Genomic DNA, 15,648 nt, shown 5'->3' with positions numbered 1-15,648 from the left:
CGTGAGTGACCAGCGCTATCACTTCCGTGACATTCTTGTGGGGGAAACCCCGACGCCTTCACCTCGCGCTCAGCTGCACCGGGAGCTGGGCCAGGAACTGGTCGGGCTGACCGAGCAGGTGCTGCGCCTGGATGCCCCGGACGACAAACTGCACGAGTACATCGAACACATCCGTCAGCTGCGTGCTGATCTGGCCCAGTATGGCCAGCGGGACTATAACGGCATTCTTCAGCGGCTGCTGGCGGGGGAAGGCTCCGCCGATGATGTGACCGATCTGGTGGATTTCGAAATCCTCACCGGCAAGGCCTCCGCCATGTCACCCCCGCTGGAGTTGTGGCTGGACGGGGATCGGGTCCGTGGCCGCGCCACCTTCGGCCTGGCCTTTCAGGGGCCGCCGGGGCGGGTACACGGTGGTGTACTGTCTTTGGCGTTGGATATGCTGATGGCGAAAACGCAGGATTTCGTGCGCCAGATCGGCATGACCGGTACCCTCAATATTCGCTATCTGGCCGGTACACCCATCAATACGCCGGTGGAGTTCGAGGCCCGGCTGGTCACTCTGGAGCGGCGTAAGCTGCGTTGCGAAGGTAGCGTCTGGGTCAATGGCCAACAGACCGTCGCCGCCGAAGGCATCTGGATTTCTGCCCACGGCGATTACGCTCTGAAGCCGGAGTTTGCCGAGTTGGCAGACCACCTGTAGGAGCTTGCTCGCAAGCGAACATCGGCCTTGATCTGCCAACCCGGTTCGCCTGCAAGCAGCCTCCTACAAAAAAATCGCTAATGACAGAGGCAAGCCTTTTCTCAGTGAACTCTGTGCCCTCTGTGGTAAAAAACCGCTTTACTGAACCGCGAGCGACAATAACAAGGAGGCCAGCCCCATGGACGAGCTGTATTACAAACTGTGCTTTTACGTGCCCACCAGCCATGTGGAGCAGGTAAAGAACGCTATCTTTGAAGCCGGTGCCGGGCATATCGGCGATTATGATTGCTGCTGCTTCCAGACCTTGGGGCAAGGACAGTTCCGCCCCCTGGAAGGCAGTAATCCCTATATCGGTGAGACCGGCGGTGACGTGGAAGTGGTGGAAGAGTATCGGGTGGAGACAATCTGCTCGGCATCACGGGTGCAGACCGTGGTCAGCTCCCTGCGCCTGGCGCATCCCTACGAAGAGCCCGCTATCGACCTGTGGCGGCTGGAGCCGTTGCCGGGGTGACCTGGCGAGGGAGCCTCGAAGGTACCCGTAGGAGCTATGCTCGCATGGCGAACCGAGCGTAGCGAGGAAACCCCCGGTGGGGATCAGGAATGCTCGGACGCTCTAGCCTCTTCAGTGCGGACAGCGGCAAGCTGTATCACCTTTCTCCTCGCTGAGGCTCGGTTCGCCATGCGAGCATGGCTCCTACAGAAGCATTATGCATCTTTAGTCAGGTGCTTCTTGCCGATTGGCGGCACTTCCTGAATGCGTACCGGGTACTCGTCACGCTTGAGATCATCAATATAGAACTTGAGGGTGCGACCCACCACCGGAAAGGCCAGTTCATCCCAGGGGATTTCATCCAGGCCGAACAGGCCCGCATCGCTGCTTTCCTCGCCCACGCCGTACTTGCCGTCCTCAACCCTGCCGAGAAAGAACACATAAACCTGGTTGATATGGGGTAGGTTGAATACCGTGTACAGATCGGTAATGTCCACCGTGGCACAGGCTTCTTCCCAGGTTTCCCGGGCGGCGCCTTCCTGCAGGGTTTCACCGTTTTCCATATAGCCGGCGGGCAAGGTCCAGTAACCCTTGCGCGGTTCGATGGAGCGTTTGCACAGCAGTACCTTGCCTTCCCACATGGGAACCGCACCGACCACGATCTTGGGGTTCTGGTAGTGGATGGTCTGGCAATCGGGGCACCAGTAGCGGGGCCGGTTGTCTCCTTCCGGAATGCTGAAACCGATCTGGTCGCTACCGCAGTGACTGCAGAATTTCATGAAACCTCTCGCTCCGGACACGGCAAAAACCTGATGATACAGGAGAATCTACGGCGGCCCCATCTGCCCGGCGATGATGTTACTGTCATCACAGGCTTGCCGCCGACGGCCCGGCTGTTCAAACTACCGTTTGAATTGAATGCACTGTTGAATGCACTACAGGAGAAGGCTGTGCTCGATCAGCTCAGGCAGCGATTGCCGGACTACAAACGCACGGAGCTGCCGCTGGCGCTGCCAGAGGCGGCGGTGCTGATGCCGCTGATTGATGATCCGGAGCCGCGCCTGATCCTGACCGTGCGCTCCAGCACCATGCCTACCCATGCCGGTGAGGTGGCGTTTCCCGGGGGCAAGCGGGACCCGGGGGACAAAAGCTTGTTGATGACCGCCCTGCGCGAGAGCCAGGAAGAGGTGGGCCTGGATCCTGGCTACGTGGACGTGCTCGGCCAGCTATCGCCGCTGGCATCCCGCTATGGCATGAAGGTAACGCCCTTCGTGGGTATCGTCCGGCCCGAGGCGCCGCTGGTGGCGGAGCCCGGTGAAATCGAGACGATTTTCCAGGTGCCGCTACAGTTTTTCCTGGATGAAGTCCCGGAATTATCCAGCCCCATCGATTTTTTTGGCCGGCGTTTCCGCATTCCCAGTTATTACTACGAAGACAAGCGCATCTGGGGGCTGACTGCCTTCATGATTCTGGATCTGATCAACCATGTTTATGATGCGAACATCGAGTTTGAAGTGACGGACTGACAACGAAGGAAAGCACTGATGATTTATAAAATTGGCAGTCGGCAACTGGAACAACGGGGTGCCGGCCACTGGATCGCTGACAACGCCACCGTGATCGGCTCGGTGATCATGGAAGCCAACACCAGCATCTGGTTCAACGCGGTACTGCGCGCCGACAATGATGTGATCGAGATTGGCGAAAACACCAATATTCAGGACGGCTCCGTCCTGCATGTGGACCCGGGCGTGCCCATGAAAATTGGCCGTGATGTGACCGTGGGCCACAAGGTCATGCTGCACGGTTGCACTATTGGGGATAACAGCCTGATCGGTATTAACGCGGTGGTTCTGAACAAGGCGGTGGTGGGCAAGAATTGCATCATCGGTGCCAACTCCCTGGTGCCGGAAGGTATGAAGATTCCCGACAATTCCCTGGTGATGGGCTCCCCGGCCAAGGTGGTCAAGGAAATCACCGATGGCCACAAGGCCATGCTGACCATGAGCAGCATGCACTATGTGGCCCACGCCAAGGAATTCGCTGAGCATCTGGAAGTGGACGAACGGTTTCAGTCATGAGCCAGTTGATTTCCCCCTGCGTTTCCATCTGCGCCCTGGATGAAAATGATATCTGCGTGGGGTGTTTCCGCAGTGGCGGAGAGATTTCCATCTGGGGACTGCTTTCCGATGAGGAAAAGCGGGAAGTGTTCCGTCGTATTGAACAACGCATGAAGGGCGAACCGGCGCCCTGTGTGGTCCGCAAGGAGAAAAATCCATCATGACCGATATCGGTGATCAGGCCCCTCACAAACCCGTGGTCGGTCTGGCCCTTGGCAGTGGCTCTGCCCGCGGCTGGGCGCACATTGGCATCATTCAGGGGCTGGAAGAAATCGGTGTGCAGCCGCAGGTGGTTGCGGGTACCTCCATCGGTGCCTTGGTGGGCGGGGCCTACGTGACAGACACCCTCAACGAGTTTGCCGACTGGGTGCAGTCGCTGACGGTCAAGGATGTGTTCGGCTTGCTGGATATCAGCCTGTCCGGGGGCATGGTGAAGGGGGAGAAGTTGTTCAATTTCTTCCGCGAACATCATGAAAATCCGGATATTGAAACCCTGGAAAAGAAACTGGTTACCGTGGCCACAGATATGAAAAGTGGCCGTGAAGTCTGGATTACCAAAGGCACCATGCTGGATGCTGCTCGCGCCTCCTGTGCATTGCCGGGCCTGTTTTCGCCGGTGAAGATGCAGGGTCGCTGGATGCTGGACGGGGGGCTGGTCAACCCGGTGCCGGTGTCTGCAGCCCGCGCCATGGGGGCCGATGTGGTCATCGCCGTTAACCTCAACGCCCAACTGGTCGGCGCCCACCTGTCCCGTGACACTCGCAGTCAGGCCCAGGGAGAAGAGGGCAGCGACGAAGAGCGCAGTATCTGGCACAAGATGATGGGTTACTTCATTTCCGAAGATGGTGACGATCCGGGCTTTTTCGATGTGGTGGCATCCAGCATCAACATCATGCAGGACCGCATCACGCGTTCCCGCATGGCAGGCGACCCGCCGGAGGTGACTCTGGTGCCCATGCTGGAAGATTTCGCCCTGATGGATTTTCACCGCGCGAAGGAAGCCATCGAAGAGGGGCGCGCGCTGGTCCAACGCTATGAAGCCGACATTCGCGCCTGGGTGGGGTCGCCGTTGGCGGATAGGGTTTGAGAGGTAATTGATAATTGAGAATGGATAATTGATAACTCGCGTTCTCATTCCATCTGTTCTCTAACGCAAGAGGCCGCGCCCAAACCTTGAGCGCGGCCTCTTGCGTTTATATTGCACCTGCGCTTCTCGCGCAGTAATCAATTATCCATTCTCAATTATCAATTAACCCCTGCCCTTCTGGCTTTCACCGCTTTCACCATATTGTCTTTCACCTGCAGGATCTCGATCTGGTATTGATCGATCTTTATCGAGATATTGGCGTCGGGGATGTCTTGCAGGTATTCCAGGATCAGGCCGTTGAGGGTTTTGGGGCCGTCGGTAGGCAGTTCCCAGTCCAGGCTGCGGTTGATTTCGCGCAGGGTGGCGGAACCGTCGATGACATAGCTGTCGTCTTCCTGGGGATGAATGTCCTGACTGCTGGCGGCCAGGTCGGTGGTGAATTCACCGACGATCTCTTCGAGAATGTCCTCCAGTGTCACCAGTCCCAGCACATCGCCGTATTCGTCCACCACGATGCCGATGCGGCGTTTGGCATTCTGGAAGTTGATCAGTTGCTGGTGCAAGGAGGTGCCCTCTGGGACAAAGTAGGGCTCCACCGTGTGCTGCATCAGCTCCGCCTTGTTGATGTCTTCCTTGAGCAGCAAACGGCTCAGTTTGCGCAGGTGCAGCAGGCCGATCATGTTGTTCGGGTCGCCGTTGAATACTGGCAGGCGAGTGTGCTGGCTGGAACGCAGAGTGGTGAGGATTTCATGCATGTCATCCTCGAGATCAATGCCCACCATTTCGTTACGGGGCACCATGATGTCTTCCACGGTCACCGTTTCCAGATCGAGGATGTTGAGCAGCATCTTCTGGTGGTTTTCCGGGATCAGGCCGCCGGCCTCGTTGACGACTGTGCGCAGCTCTTCCGGACTCAGGTGATCGTCGTCCTGATCATTGGGACGAATTCCACCCAGCCGCAACAACATCATGCTGACACCGTTGACCATCCACACCAGGGGTGCGAGCAGGACCTGCAAGGGTTTCAGCAGCACACTGGCAGGGAAGGCGACCCGTTCCGGTTTCATGGCCGCATAAGTCTTCGGGGTGATTTCGGCAAACACCAGCATGATGATGGTGATTACCACCGGCGCCACGGCGGCACCGCTGTCGCCGAGCCAGCGGATCGCCAGAATGGCGGCCACGGTGGCGGCGAAGTTGTTGACGAAATTGTTGCCGATCAGGATGACGGACAGCAGTCGGTCAGTCCGCTTGAGCAGACCCTCCACCCGGGAGGCGGCCTTGTGGCCCTGACGGGCCAAGTGGCGCAGACGATAGCGGTTGATCGCCACCATGCCGGTTTCACTGCTGGAAAAGAAGGCAGAGCCAAGAATCAGGGCAATCAGGGCGCCTATCAGCCACCCGTCAGAATAGGTATCCAAAGGAAAAGTCGTTTATCCGCCAGTCGGCCCGCTATTGTTCGGGCTGGGGGTTGGCAGTGTCAAGCAACGAGCTGCGCTTGTTGGGGCAGGAAAGAGTGGGGAATATCACCAACCTCGCCCGCCATTTCTACGAAGCCGCTGTAGGAACGGAGCGTAGCGGAGTAACGCATGTAGTTCCGTGCGGCCCGAAGGGTGAGCGCAGCGAATAACACCTCTTGAGGTGCGAACCGCGCTTGCGCGGAAATCGCCCGCAGGACGATCAGGAATATCAGAGCTCGACAGGTTTCCCAGCAATGCGTTGCCACAATAAACGACCGAATCGCGCCGCGAGCGACGCTCCTACGGGCCTTTGCTGGTTCGCCTGCAAGCAGCCTCCTACAAAAAACGCGGACGGAGCGCTATCCGATTCGCGCCGCCCAGCCCGTGTTGCAGCTTGTTACTGCCTCACCGCTGGAGAATAAATTCCAGCACCAACTGACTGCCGAAGAACGCCACCAGTAACACGGCAAAACCACTGAGGGTAAAGCGAATGGCGGTGCGTCCTCGCCAGCCACGCAGATAGCGGCCGGTCAGCAATACCGAGAACACCACCCAGGACACCAGCGTAAGGACGCTTTTGTGCGCCAGGTTTTGCGCGAACAGGTTGTCCACATAGAGGAAGCCGCTGAGGATCGCCACGGTGAGCAGTATCTGACCCAGCCAGATCGCTTCGAACAGCATGGATTCCATTACCTGAATGGGTGGAAAAACCCGCATCACGCCTCGAATATGGCCGCTTTTCAGCTGGCGGTCCTGTACCCACAGCAACACGGCCTGGCATGCGGCGATGGCCAGCACCGCGTAGGCAAGAATAGAGAACAACACATGCATGCCCAGGCCATGGGCCAGTGGATGGGCAATATAGCCGGTATTGACCCAGAGCATGGCGGGGATGGTCAGTGCCGCAAAGGGATAGACCAGCGCAGAAATCCATTCGAAAGGACGGTAGAGGCTGGAAAGCAACACCACGATAGCGCCGGTAAAGGCCACCGTGGACGCCACCGGGAACACGCCCAGTTGCAGCCCATGGGAAGTCAGAATGATCTGCCACAGGCAGAGGCCATGGGCCAGCACAGCCAGACTCCCGGGTATCAGCACGGAGGCCCGCGACGGGCGCTGTTGTCCGCGGTACTGCCGGTAAAGGATCAGGCAAGCAACCAGATACAGGGCAAAGGCGGCAAAACCACTGATCACGGAAAGGTTCATAGGTCGTTGTTATCCGTCGTCATTACCCGAATAAAGTGGCGGGCTGCTGAAGTCTGGCATAGGCATATCTGCACTATCAACAATCATTCTCATTTTCTGTGGGTGTCTGCCCATGACGTTTGCCGCCAAGGAAGGCTATAATCGCGCCCCTGTCCCTGCGGTGGCTGAAGCTGACCGCAGACACGGTGTATTTGGAGGTAACCCCATGTTCGAGAATCTCACCGACCGGTTGGGATCGTCGCTTAAAAGCCTGGCAGGTCAGGGTGCCCTGACCGAAGACAATATCCGCGACACCCTGCGCGAAGTGCGCAAGGCACTGCTGGAGGCCGATGTGGCCCTGCCGGTAGTGAAAGAGTTTGTCGAACAGGTGAAAGAAAAGGCCCTGGGCCAGGAAGTCCTGAAGAGCCTGAACCCCGGCCAGGCGTTCGTGAAGATCGTCAACGACGAGCTGGTCCATACCATGGGCGACGCCAACGACGGCCTTAATCTGGCTACCAAGCCCCCGGCCATCATTTTGATGGCAGGTTTGCAGGGTGCCGGTAAAACCACCTCTGTGGCCAAGCTCGCCCGTTTCCTGCAGGAGCGCGAGAAGAAAAAGGTCATGGTGGTGTCCGCCGACGTCTATCGCCCGGCGGCGATTGAGCAGCTGAAAACCCTGGCCGGCGAGGTGGAGGCCAACTTCTTCCCCTCCACCGGTGACCAGGACCCGGTGGATATTGCCAACGGCGCCCTGGAAGAAGCGCGCCGCCGCTACATGGATGTGCTGATCGTCGATACCGCCGGTCGTCTACACATTGATGAAGACATGATGGGCGAGATCAAGCGCCTGCATGGGGCAATAAACCCGGTGGAAACCCTGTTCGTGGTGGATGCCATGACCGGTCAGGATGCCGCCAATACCGCCCAGGCCTTTAATGAGGCGCTGCCGCTCACTGGTGTCATCCTCACCAAGGCAGACGGTGATTCCCGTGGTGGTGCCGCCCTGTCGGTTCGCCACCTCACCGGCAAGCCGATCAAGTTCATCGGTATGGGCGAGAAGACCGATGCCCTGGAGCCCTTCCACCCGGATCGTATCGCCAGCCGGATCCTCGGCATGGGCGACGTGCTGTCCCTGGTGGAAGAAGCCGAGCGCAAGCTGGACAAGACCAAAGCCGAGAAAATTGCCAAGAAGTTCAAGAAAGGCAAGGCGATGGACTTCGAGGATCTCAAGGACCAGTTCCAGCAGATGCGCAATATGGGTGGCATGGCGGGCCTGCTCGACAAGCTGCCTGGTATGGGTGGCATGATGCAGGCAGCCCAGGACCCGGCGTCCATGAAGCAGATGAAGCACATGGAAGCGCTGATCGACTCCATGACCCCGAAAGAGCGTCGTAATCCGGACCTCATCAAGGGCTCGCGCAAGAAACGCATCGCTGCCGGTGCCGGTCTGGATATCCCGGCCCTGAATCGTCTGATGAAGCAACAGAAGATGATGGCCAAGATGATGAAGAAGATGCGCACCAAGGGTGGCATGAAGAACATGATGCGAGGCATGGAAGGGATGATGGGCGGCAATGGCGGTCCCGGTGGCGGAATGGGTGGCATGGGCGGCCCGGGCGGCATGCCACCGATGTAAAAAGCGGCAAGCTTCAAGGCACAAGCTGCAACGCGGGCAGAGTGGGTGGTTAAGCCGCCTCTTTGCCCGCGTTGCGTTTGGGGTGGGGTTGTAGGAGCGGCGCTCTCTGTGCCCCGCGGGTATGAGCCGCGAATGCGAGCCTGGGCGAGCTTCCTTGGGCCACCGAGAGACCTGTCAGTCCGGCAATCCTTGATTGCCCTGCGGGCAATTTCCTCGCTGCGCTCAGATTCGCGGCTCATACCCGCGGGGCACAGAGAGCGCCGCTCCTACAGGCGCTTCGTTGCAATTTATGGCGTGTTACGTGGTGCTTGTTGCCTGTCGCGTCTCTCTGTATAATTCGCGCCCTTCGCGGCCTTCCCTGTGTCATCAGGGCTGGCTTTCAAGCGGATACGATGGCTTATCACGAGATAAGCCGGGAAACCGGATTGATAAAAGGTAAATGAACCATGGTAATTATTCGTCTTGCCCGTGGCGGTTCCAAGAAACGCCCGTTCTACAGCATTGTTGTTGCCGATAGCCGTAATGCCCGTGACGGCCGTTTCATCGAGCAACTGGGTTTCTACAACCCCATCGCCCGCGGCGGTGAAATCCCTCTCAAGCTGAACCTGGAAAGCCTGGATGCCTGGGTTGCCAAGGGCGCGCAGCTGTCTGACCGTGTCAAAACCCTGGCTAAGCAGGCCCGTAAGGAAGCCTGATGGCGAGGGGAGGGCAAGTGTCCTCTGAGCTGGAGGTGGTCGGGCGCATCCTCGGGGTGCACGGCGTCCAGGGATGGGTAAAGGTGTATTCCTATACTGACCCCATGGACAACCTCCAGCACTACCAGCCCTGGCACCTGAAACAGGGTGGCCACTGGAAGCCGGTGAAACTGACCGGCTTTCGCCCCCAGGGCAAGGGGCTTATCGCACAGATCGACGGCATTACCGATCGAGAAGCGGCGGCAAGCCTGGTGGGGCAGGAAATCGGGATTCCCGGTGATCTGCTGCCCACGTCCGGGGCGGGCGAGTACTACTGGCGCGATCTGGTCGGTCTGCGCGTTCATCACGTGGATGGCATGGACCTGGGCAAGGTGGTGCGAATGCTGGAAACCGGTGCCAACGATGTGCTGGCGGTACGCGGCGACAGCAATAGCCTGGATCGGCGCGAGCGCCTGATTCCCTGGCTACCGGACGATGTCATCACCGAGGTGAATCTGGCCGAAGGGCGGATGACGGTGGACTGGGATCCGGAGTTTTAAATGCCTTTTTCGGTGACGTTAGTAACTCTGTTCCCGGAAATGGCAAAAGCGATTACGGACTTCGGTGTGACCCGGCGTGCGGTGGAAAACGGCCAACTGCAGTTGGAAACCGTGAATCCCCGGGATTTCACCGAAGATCGTCACCGCACCGTGGATGATCGCCCCTTTGGTGGCGGCCCCGGGATGGTGATGAAGGTGGAGCCTCTGGCGAAAGCCCTGCAGGCTGCCCGCGCTGCCAATCCGGCAGCCACAGTGATCTACCTGTCCCCTCAGGGGCAGCCGCTGACTCAGGCGAAAGCCGAGGAGCTGGCGGAAAAGCCCGGCCTGATATTATTGGCGGGGCGCTATGAAGGCGTAGACGAGCGGTTGCTCGAAGCCGAAGTGGATGAACAGATCTCCATCGGCGACTACGTGCTCAGCGGCGGTGAACTGCCGGCGCTGGTGCTGACCGATGCGGTCAGCCGATTGTTACCCGGAGTGCTGGGACACCAGGATTCCGCCGAGCAGGATTCGTTTTCCGGTGAATTCGAACATCTGCTTGATTGCCCCCACTACACCCGCCCGGAGGTGTACAACGGGCAGGCAGTACCGACGGTACTGCTGAGCGGCAATCACGAGTTGATTCGCCGCTGGCGCCTGAAACAGGCGCTGGGACGGACCTGGCAACAGCGTCCCGACCTGCTGGAACGTCGCCGGGCGCGGGGTTTGAGCAACGAAGAGCAGCAACTGCTGGATGAGTACATCGCCGAGCAGTCGCCGCATACAGCAAAAACGAGAGACTAGGAGCACTGCCATGAGTGGCAAGAACCTGATTATCCAGGGCATCGAAAACGCCCAGCTGAAATCCGAAGTTCCGGAATTCGGCGCCGGTGACACCGTTACCGTGCAAGTGAAAGTAAAGGAAGGCACCCGTGAGCGTCTGCAGGCGTTCCAGGGCGTTGTGATTGCACGTCGCAACCGTGGCCTGAACTCTGCATTTACCGTTCGCAAGATCTCCCACGGTGTGGGCGTTGAGCGTGTATTCCAGCTGCATAGCCCGCTGATCGATTCCATCGAAGTGAATCGTCGTGGTGACGTGAGCCGCGCCAAGCTGTACTACCTGCGCGACCGCTCTGGCAAGTCTGCCCGGATCAAAGAAAAAATCCGGTAAGACCCCGCGCTTATCTTCTGTCGCGAGCGAACGTCGGTTTAGCCTTTGCTGTAGGGCATGCGAAATCGACCTCTGGCCAGACAGAATGCTCCACACAAAAAAGTCGCTCCCGAAAGGGTGCGGCTTTTTTGTGTGTTGTACTGGCAGTCTGTTGATTATCGCTTGACGTCACTCCGGTCGTGAATAGATCACCACCCTGTCTCGTCCTTGATGTTTGGCGGTATACATGGCCCGGTCTGCCTCCTCTATCAGGGTATGGGCGTCGACAGTAGCTAACGCGGACGTGCTGCTGACACCAAAGCTGGCGGTGAGTTTGATGGCTGGTGAGCCCGGAATGGACATGGCGCTTCCGCGTAGCGCTTCGGCACAGCGCTCAGCGACGTTGTGGGCCTGCGCCAGAGTGGCTCCGGGCAGCAGCATCAGGAACTCTTCCCCGCCGTAACGGCCCAGCAGATCATTATCGCGCAGATTCTGCTGCAGAGTAGACGCTACATGGATGAGTGCCTGGTCCCCGATGGCGTGCCCATAACGGTCATTGATCTGTTTGAAAAAATCGACATCCATCAGTACCACGGCGATGGCCTTGCGGCTGCGTGTTGGCATAGTCAGCTGTTGGGTGAGGGTCTGCAGTAGATGTCCGCGATTGGCGACACCGGTGAGCGGGTCGCGAATGGAGCGGTCAAAGGTGGAGGCTTCCCGATGTCGCCAGGTCGACGTCAGGGCGGCAACGGTAAAAGAGTCTTTGGTGATGATCAGGCCCGCCGCGATGATCGTAATAATGTCATACCAGACCTGTGCGGGCCGGTAATCTACCGGAGCCAATAACGGGCGATATAGGGTGGTATCCAGACTGACCACGATGGCATAGGCCAGAATGGCGGCCATGGAAAGTATAAAGACCAGGGTTATCTGGGTTGCCGGGAAAAGAAGCAGGCCGATCAGTACGCAGCCGGTGAGAACGATACCTGTGACCAGGTTAAAAGGGCCGACCAGTAACAGTGAGACAATGCCGGTTACCCCGAAAAACAGAATGGTGAAGTTGGCGAAACGGTTTTCCTGAGCCTCGGACATTGGCTGCCGGCTGCCGAACCGGGCAATAGCGAACCACAAAAGGCTGGCGATCAGGCCCCAGGCCAACCCAGCCCACAGCAAAGGGTTGTAGACCCCTTTCACAAAATGGGAAATAACCAGTCCTGATGCGCATCCCAGAAAGATAATCCAGTAGATTGGTTGCCCGATCAAGGATATGAAAATGCCTTTTTCCCGAGGGCTGCCATTAATTTGCTGACCGATGAGCCGATAGAGTTCTTCTAATGGTTTTATCATGGCTGTCGTGGTTAAGGTGCGGCTTCGCCGAGGGCGAAGCCGCACGGATTCAGGCTTTGTTAAGCATTCGGTAAAGCGCCAGCAGTACCAGAGCGCCGGCGATGGCGGTGACAAAGCTGCCCAGGCTGAAACTGCCCATAGACCCCAGGCCCACCAGTGAGCCCAGCCAGCCGCCAACAAAGGCGCCAGCAATACCGAGCAGGATGGTGATGATGAAGCCGCCCGGATCCTTGCCTGGCATGATCCATTTGGCAATGATGCCGGCGATCAGACCAAACACAATCCACGATAGAATGCCCATAGTTCCTCTCCTTGGTAGCCGTTTGTAAGTTGTTAGGCGGCCCCATTGTTGCCGCAAAAGGGCGGCCCTGTCGTTAACTGTGCCCGCTTTGGGACGTAATTTTTGGTAAAAGACGGTCGTTCCACCGCGTGACATTGGTTTTTAACCCATTGTTTTTTATTGCTGTTTAGGGCCTTATTCAGAAATGAACGAGCTAACCGATGACCATGGGCGCCTGATTGACAGCTGGCTTGATCAGCAGTGGCTGGAAAAGGGGCTCAGCGAGCACAGCCTGGAGAGTTACCGGCGCGACATACGCCAATTGGCGGTGTGGTTGCAGGGTCAGCAAGGCACCTTGCTGCAATGTGAGCGTTACCAGCTGCTGGAATTCCTGGCAAATCGCCATCAGCAGGGCGTGGGGGCTCGCTCGGTGGCCCGGCAATTGTCAGCGATAAAGAGTTTCTATCGCTGGTTGAAGCGGGAAGGGCGGATTGAAGAAGACCCGGCGCTGTTGATTGAGCGACCCAAAACCGGTCGTCCTCTACCGAAAACCCTTACTGAGGCGGATGTGGAGGCGCTGTTAGCGGCGCCGGATGTGTCCACCCCCTTGGGGTTGCGTGACAGGGCCATGCTCGAGCTGATCTATGCCACCGGGTTACGGGTTACCGAGCTGGTCACCCTGACCCAGAGCCAGATCAACCCTCGCCAGGGGCTGGTGCGCGTGATCGGCAAGGGCGACAAGGAGCGGCTGGTGCCTCTGGGTGAGGAGTCACTCCACTGGCTGGCGCGTTATCTGCGTGAGGCGCGGCCGTTGCTGTTGGGTGACAATCAGGAGCTGCTGTTTCCCAGCAGACGCGGTACCTGCATGACACGGCAGACCTTCTGGCATCGTATCAAGCAGATGGCTATGGTCGCCGGGGTGGAAAAAAAACTCTCACCCCATACACTGCGTCATGCGTTTGCCACCCACTTGCTGAATCACGGGGCAGACCTGCGGGTGGTGCAGTTGTTGCTTGGGCATAGTGATTTGTCTACCACCCAGATTTATACCCATGTGGCCCAGCAGCGGTTACAGGATCTGTACCAGAAACATCACCCCCGATCGGGAACCTGATGCAGACAATCCGGTTCCAAGAGGGTAAATGAGGAGTAACGACAGAATGAATAAATGGTTTTTGGTGGTACTGACGGGGCTGATGGCCGCTTGCGGGGCGGATTCGAATTCTGCGCCGAAGAGCAATGACACCGTTAACGGTGACAAGGCCAAGGCGGCTTTCGAGAAAGCTTTCGATGGAATGGAAGTGACCGAGGTAAGCGCTGCGCCGATACCCGGAATGGTCGAACTGAATGTTAACGGCCGCGAAAGTGTCTACATGACCGAGGATGGCCGCCACCTCCTGATCGGCAAGCTGCTGGAGATTAAGGACGGGGAAGTGGTCAACCCTGCGGAAAAGCGCTTTGAGAAAGTCCGCAAAGAGGGCATCAAGACGCTGGATCCGGCGGACATGATCACCTACGCGGCGGAAGACGAAAAAGCCGAAGTGTATGTGTTCACCGATATTAGCTGTGGTTTCTGTCGCAAGCTGCATCGCCACATCGACGAATACAACGCTGCGGGCGTCACCGTCCATTATCTGGCTTTCCCTCGCGGCGGCCCGACCACCGAGGCCGCAGCGGCCATGCGCCACATCTGGTGTGCGCAAGATCGTGCCCAGGCGCTCACCGATGCCAAGATTAAGGACGAGGTGACCCAGGTCGAGCTAACCGAGTGCGCCAAACCGGTGGATGAACAGTACCAGCTGGGCAATACCTTCGGCGTACGGGGTACCCCGGCTATTTATTCCACTGAGGGCGAGCAACTGGGCGGCTATGTGACTCCGGAGCAGCTGCTTGAGCGGCTCGAGTGACAGGCTGAACCCCGCGTAATCCGGCGCTTTCGGGCCGGGAATACAGCGTGAATACATTGACGGCGCAGGGATGCGCCGTTAATGTGTCCGCCTTCATTTTTCCCTCACCCAAGGTGTTGTCGTGGAAACAGATTTCCAGCGAATTCGTCGTCTGCCGCCCTATGTCTTCAATATCGTTGGCGATTTGAAGAAGGCAGCGCGGGCGCGGGGTGAGGACATCATCGATTTCGGCATGGGTAATCCGGATCAGCCCACGCCAAAGCACATCATCGACAAGCTCACCGAGACGGTGCAGCGGGGAGATACCCACCGCTATTCCCAGTCACGTGGCATCCCGCGCCTGCGCAAGGCGATTACCGACTGGTATCAGCGTCGCTATAACGTGTACCTGGATCCGGACGACGAGGCCATTGTCACCATCGGGTCCAAGGAAGGGTTGGCACACCTGGCGCTGGCCACCATGGGGCCCGGAGATACGGTACTGGTGCCCAACCCCAGTTACCCGATCCACCCCTATGGTTTCGTGATTTCCAACGCCGATATCCGCCATGTGCCCATGGTGAAAGGGGTGGATTTCTTCGTGGAGCTGGAGCGGGCGATCAAGGAATCCTGGCCCAAGCCGAAAATGCTGGTGCTCAATTTCCCCGGCAATCCCACCGGCCAATGCGTTGACCTGGAATTCTTCGAGAAGGTGGTCGCCATTGCCCGTGAACACCAGATCTGGGTGGTTCACGATCTGGCCTATGCGGATATTGTCTTTGATGGTTACAAGGCGCCTTCGATCCTGGAGGTGGAAGGGGCGAAAGACGTGGCGGTGGAGTTCTTCTCCCTGTCCAAGAGCTATAACATGCCCGGCTGGCGGGTGGGCTTCTGTTGTGGCAACAAGGACTTGATCCATGCTCTGGCACGAATCAAGTCCTATATGGATTACGGCACCTTTACACCGATTCAGGTGGCGGCCATCGCTGCCCTGGAAGGTGACCAGACTTGCGTGGCCGAGATCTGTGAAATGTACCGCAAGCGCCGGGATGTGCTGGTGGATGGCCTGGCGGAGATCGGCTGGCAGGTGGAAA

19 protein-coding genes are annotated in these 15,648 nt (G+C 58.2%); 14 read left to right on the top strand and 5 right to left on the bottom strand.

The window, feature by feature from the left end; translation table 11 throughout:
• The first annotated feature begins 1 nt into the window (after window position 1).
• Both B3Q33_RS09045 and B3Q33_RS09040 read left to right on the top strand, forming a co-directional pair.
• Window positions 2-700 carry a PaaI family thioesterase gene (locus B3Q33_RS09045; protein WP_035247858.1) on the top strand — a complete coding sequence of 233 codons (699 nt, stop codon included), beginning with the start codon at window positions 2-4 and terminating at the stop codon, window positions 698-700.
• 178 nt (window positions 701-878) lie between these two features.
• On the top strand, window positions 879-1,211 hold the full coding sequence (locus tag B3Q33_RS09040; RefSeq protein WP_272962454.1) for an NGG1p interacting factor NIF3: 333 nt from the start codon (window positions 879-881) through the stop codon (window positions 1,209-1,211).
• 194 nt (window positions 1,212-1,405) lie between these two features.
• Here B3Q33_RS09040 and B3Q33_RS09035 read toward each other — a convergent pair whose 3' ends face one another.
• Window positions 1,406-1,969, bottom strand: coding sequence for an NUDIX hydrolase (locus B3Q33_RS09035; RefSeq protein WP_035247854.1), 564 nt, complete (start codon window positions 1,967-1,969; stop codon window positions 1,406-1,408).
• A gap of 171 nt (window positions 1,970-2,140) precedes the next feature.
• Here B3Q33_RS09035 and B3Q33_RS09030 point away from each other — a divergent pair, with 171 nt between their 5' ends.
• Genes B3Q33_RS09030 through rssA form a run of 4 tightly spaced genes read left to right on the top strand, consistent with a single transcriptional unit; the run spans window position 2,141 to window position 4,397 of the window.
• A complete protein-coding gene (locus tag B3Q33_RS09030) occupies window positions 2,141-2,716 on the top strand; it encodes a CoA pyrophosphatase (RefSeq protein ID WP_035247978.1) in 576 nt (191 codons plus the stop codon).
• An 18-nt stretch (window positions 2,717-2,734) separates the two neighbouring features.
• Complete coding sequence (locus tag B3Q33_RS09025; protein ID WP_035247851.1) at window positions 2,735-3,271, top strand: gamma carbonic anhydrase family protein; 537 nt, start codon at window positions 2,735-2,737, stop codon at window positions 3,269-3,271.
• Window positions 3,268-3,474, top strand: coding sequence for a DUF1289 domain-containing protein (locus B3Q33_RS09020; RefSeq protein ID WP_035247849.1), 207 nt, complete (start codon window positions 3,268-3,270; stop codon window positions 3,472-3,474). The genes B3Q33_RS09025 and B3Q33_RS09020 overlap by 4 nt, the downstream gene beginning before the upstream one ends.
• Complete coding sequence (gene rssA / locus B3Q33_RS09015) at window positions 3,471-4,397, top strand: patatin-like phospholipase RssA (protein ID WP_272962455.1); 927 nt, start codon at window positions 3,471-3,473, stop codon at window positions 4,395-4,397. The genes B3Q33_RS09020 and rssA overlap by 4 nt, the downstream gene beginning before the upstream one ends.
• Before the next feature lie 158 nt (window positions 4,398-4,555).
• On the opposite strand, the gene B3Q33_RS09010 is transcribed toward rssA, so the two are convergent.
• Together B3Q33_RS09010 and B3Q33_RS09005 are read right to left on the bottom strand one after the other, a co-directional pair.
• Window positions 4,556-5,818 carry an HlyC/CorC family transporter gene (locus B3Q33_RS09010; protein ID WP_272974598.1) on the bottom strand — a complete coding sequence of 421 codons (1,263 nt, stop codon included), beginning with the start codon at window positions 5,816-5,818 and terminating at the stop codon, window positions 4,556-4,558.
• A 444-nt stretch (window positions 5,819-6,262) separates the two neighbouring features.
• Window positions 6,263-7,063 carry a cytochrome C assembly family protein gene (locus B3Q33_RS09005; RefSeq protein WP_272963178.1) on the bottom strand — a complete coding sequence of 267 codons (801 nt, stop codon included), beginning with the start codon at window positions 7,061-7,063 and terminating at the stop codon, window positions 6,263-6,265.
• Between the two features lie 205 nt (window positions 7,064-7,268).
• Here B3Q33_RS09005 and ffh point away from each other — a divergent pair, with 205 nt between their 5' ends.
• From ffh to rplS, 5 genes are all read left to right on the top strand, one after another.
• A complete protein-coding gene (gene ffh, locus B3Q33_RS09000; RefSeq protein WP_272963179.1) occupies window positions 7,269-8,678 on the top strand; it encodes a signal recognition particle protein in 1,410 nt (469 codons plus the stop codon).
• 446 nt (window positions 8,679-9,124) lie between these two features.
• Window positions 9,125-9,373 carry a 30S ribosomal protein S16 gene (rpsP, locus tag B3Q33_RS08995; RefSeq protein ID WP_035247836.1) on the top strand — a complete coding sequence of 83 codons (249 nt, stop codon included), beginning with the start codon at window positions 9,125-9,127 and terminating at the stop codon, window positions 9,371-9,373.
• Window positions 9,373-9,912, top strand: a complete 540-nt coding sequence (gene rimM, locus B3Q33_RS08990) for a ribosome maturation factor RimM (RefSeq protein WP_272963180.1) — start codon at window positions 9,373-9,375, stop codon at window positions 9,910-9,912. The genes rpsP and rimM overlap by 1 nt, the downstream gene beginning before the upstream one ends.
• Window positions 9,913-10,695 carry a tRNA (guanosine(37)-N1)-methyltransferase TrmD gene (gene trmD / locus B3Q33_RS08985; RefSeq protein ID WP_272974599.1) on the top strand — a complete coding sequence of 261 codons (783 nt, stop codon included), beginning with the start codon at window positions 9,913-9,915 and terminating at the stop codon, window positions 10,693-10,695.
• Between the two features lie 10 nt (window positions 10,696-10,705).
• Window positions 10,706-11,062, top strand: a complete 357-nt coding sequence (gene rplS, locus B3Q33_RS08980; protein ID WP_272963181.1) for a 50S ribosomal protein L19 — start codon at window positions 10,706-10,708, stop codon at window positions 11,060-11,062.
• 168 nt (window positions 11,063-11,230) lie between these two features.
• Here rplS and B3Q33_RS08975 read toward each other — a convergent pair whose 3' ends face one another.
• Together B3Q33_RS08975 and B3Q33_RS08970 are read right to left on the bottom strand one after the other, a co-directional pair.
• Window positions 11,231-12,133 (bottom strand): GGDEF domain-containing protein, encoded by a 903-nt coding sequence (locus B3Q33_RS08975; protein ID WP_272963182.1) that lies wholly within the window; start codon window positions 12,131-12,133, stop codon window positions 11,231-11,233.
• A gap of 304 nt (window positions 12,134-12,437) precedes the next feature.
• Entirely contained in the window at window positions 12,438-12,689 is a 252-nt protein-coding gene (locus tag B3Q33_RS08970) for a GlsB/YeaQ/YmgE family stress response membrane protein (RefSeq protein WP_035247820.1), read from the bottom strand.
• 184 nt (window positions 12,690-12,873) lie between these two features.
• Between B3Q33_RS08970 and xerD the strand changes: the two genes are divergently transcribed.
• The 3 genes from xerD to B3Q33_RS08955 all read left to right on the top strand — a co-directional run.
• The gene (gene xerD, locus B3Q33_RS08965) at window positions 12,874-13,782 is read left to right on the top strand and encodes a site-specific tyrosine recombinase XerD (protein WP_035247818.1); all 909 of its coding nucleotides are present in this window, start codon (window positions 12,874-12,876) and stop codon (window positions 13,780-13,782) included.
• Window positions 13,783-13,828: 46 nt separating this feature from the next.
• Window positions 13,829-14,575: a DsbC family protein gene (locus B3Q33_RS08960; protein ID WP_035247816.1), complete on the top strand. Its 747-nt coding sequence runs from the start codon at window positions 13,829-13,831 to the stop codon at window positions 14,573-14,575.
• A 121-nt stretch (window positions 14,576-14,696) separates the two neighbouring features.
• A partial coding sequence (locus B3Q33_RS08955; RefSeq protein ID WP_286827501.1) for an aminotransferase class I/II-fold pyridoxal phosphate-dependent enzyme occupies window positions 14,697-15,648 on the top strand: 952 nt, incomplete at its 3' end.

The sequence above is a fragment of the Alcanivorax sp. UBA3183 genome, from assembly GCF_002364155.1.
Lineage (GTDB): Bacteria > Pseudomonadota > Gammaproteobacteria > Pseudomonadales > Alcanivoracaceae > Alcanivorax > Alcanivorax jadensis.
Note: the sequence above shows the minus strand (reverse complement) of the source record. Positions and strands in the feature narration are given on the sequence as shown.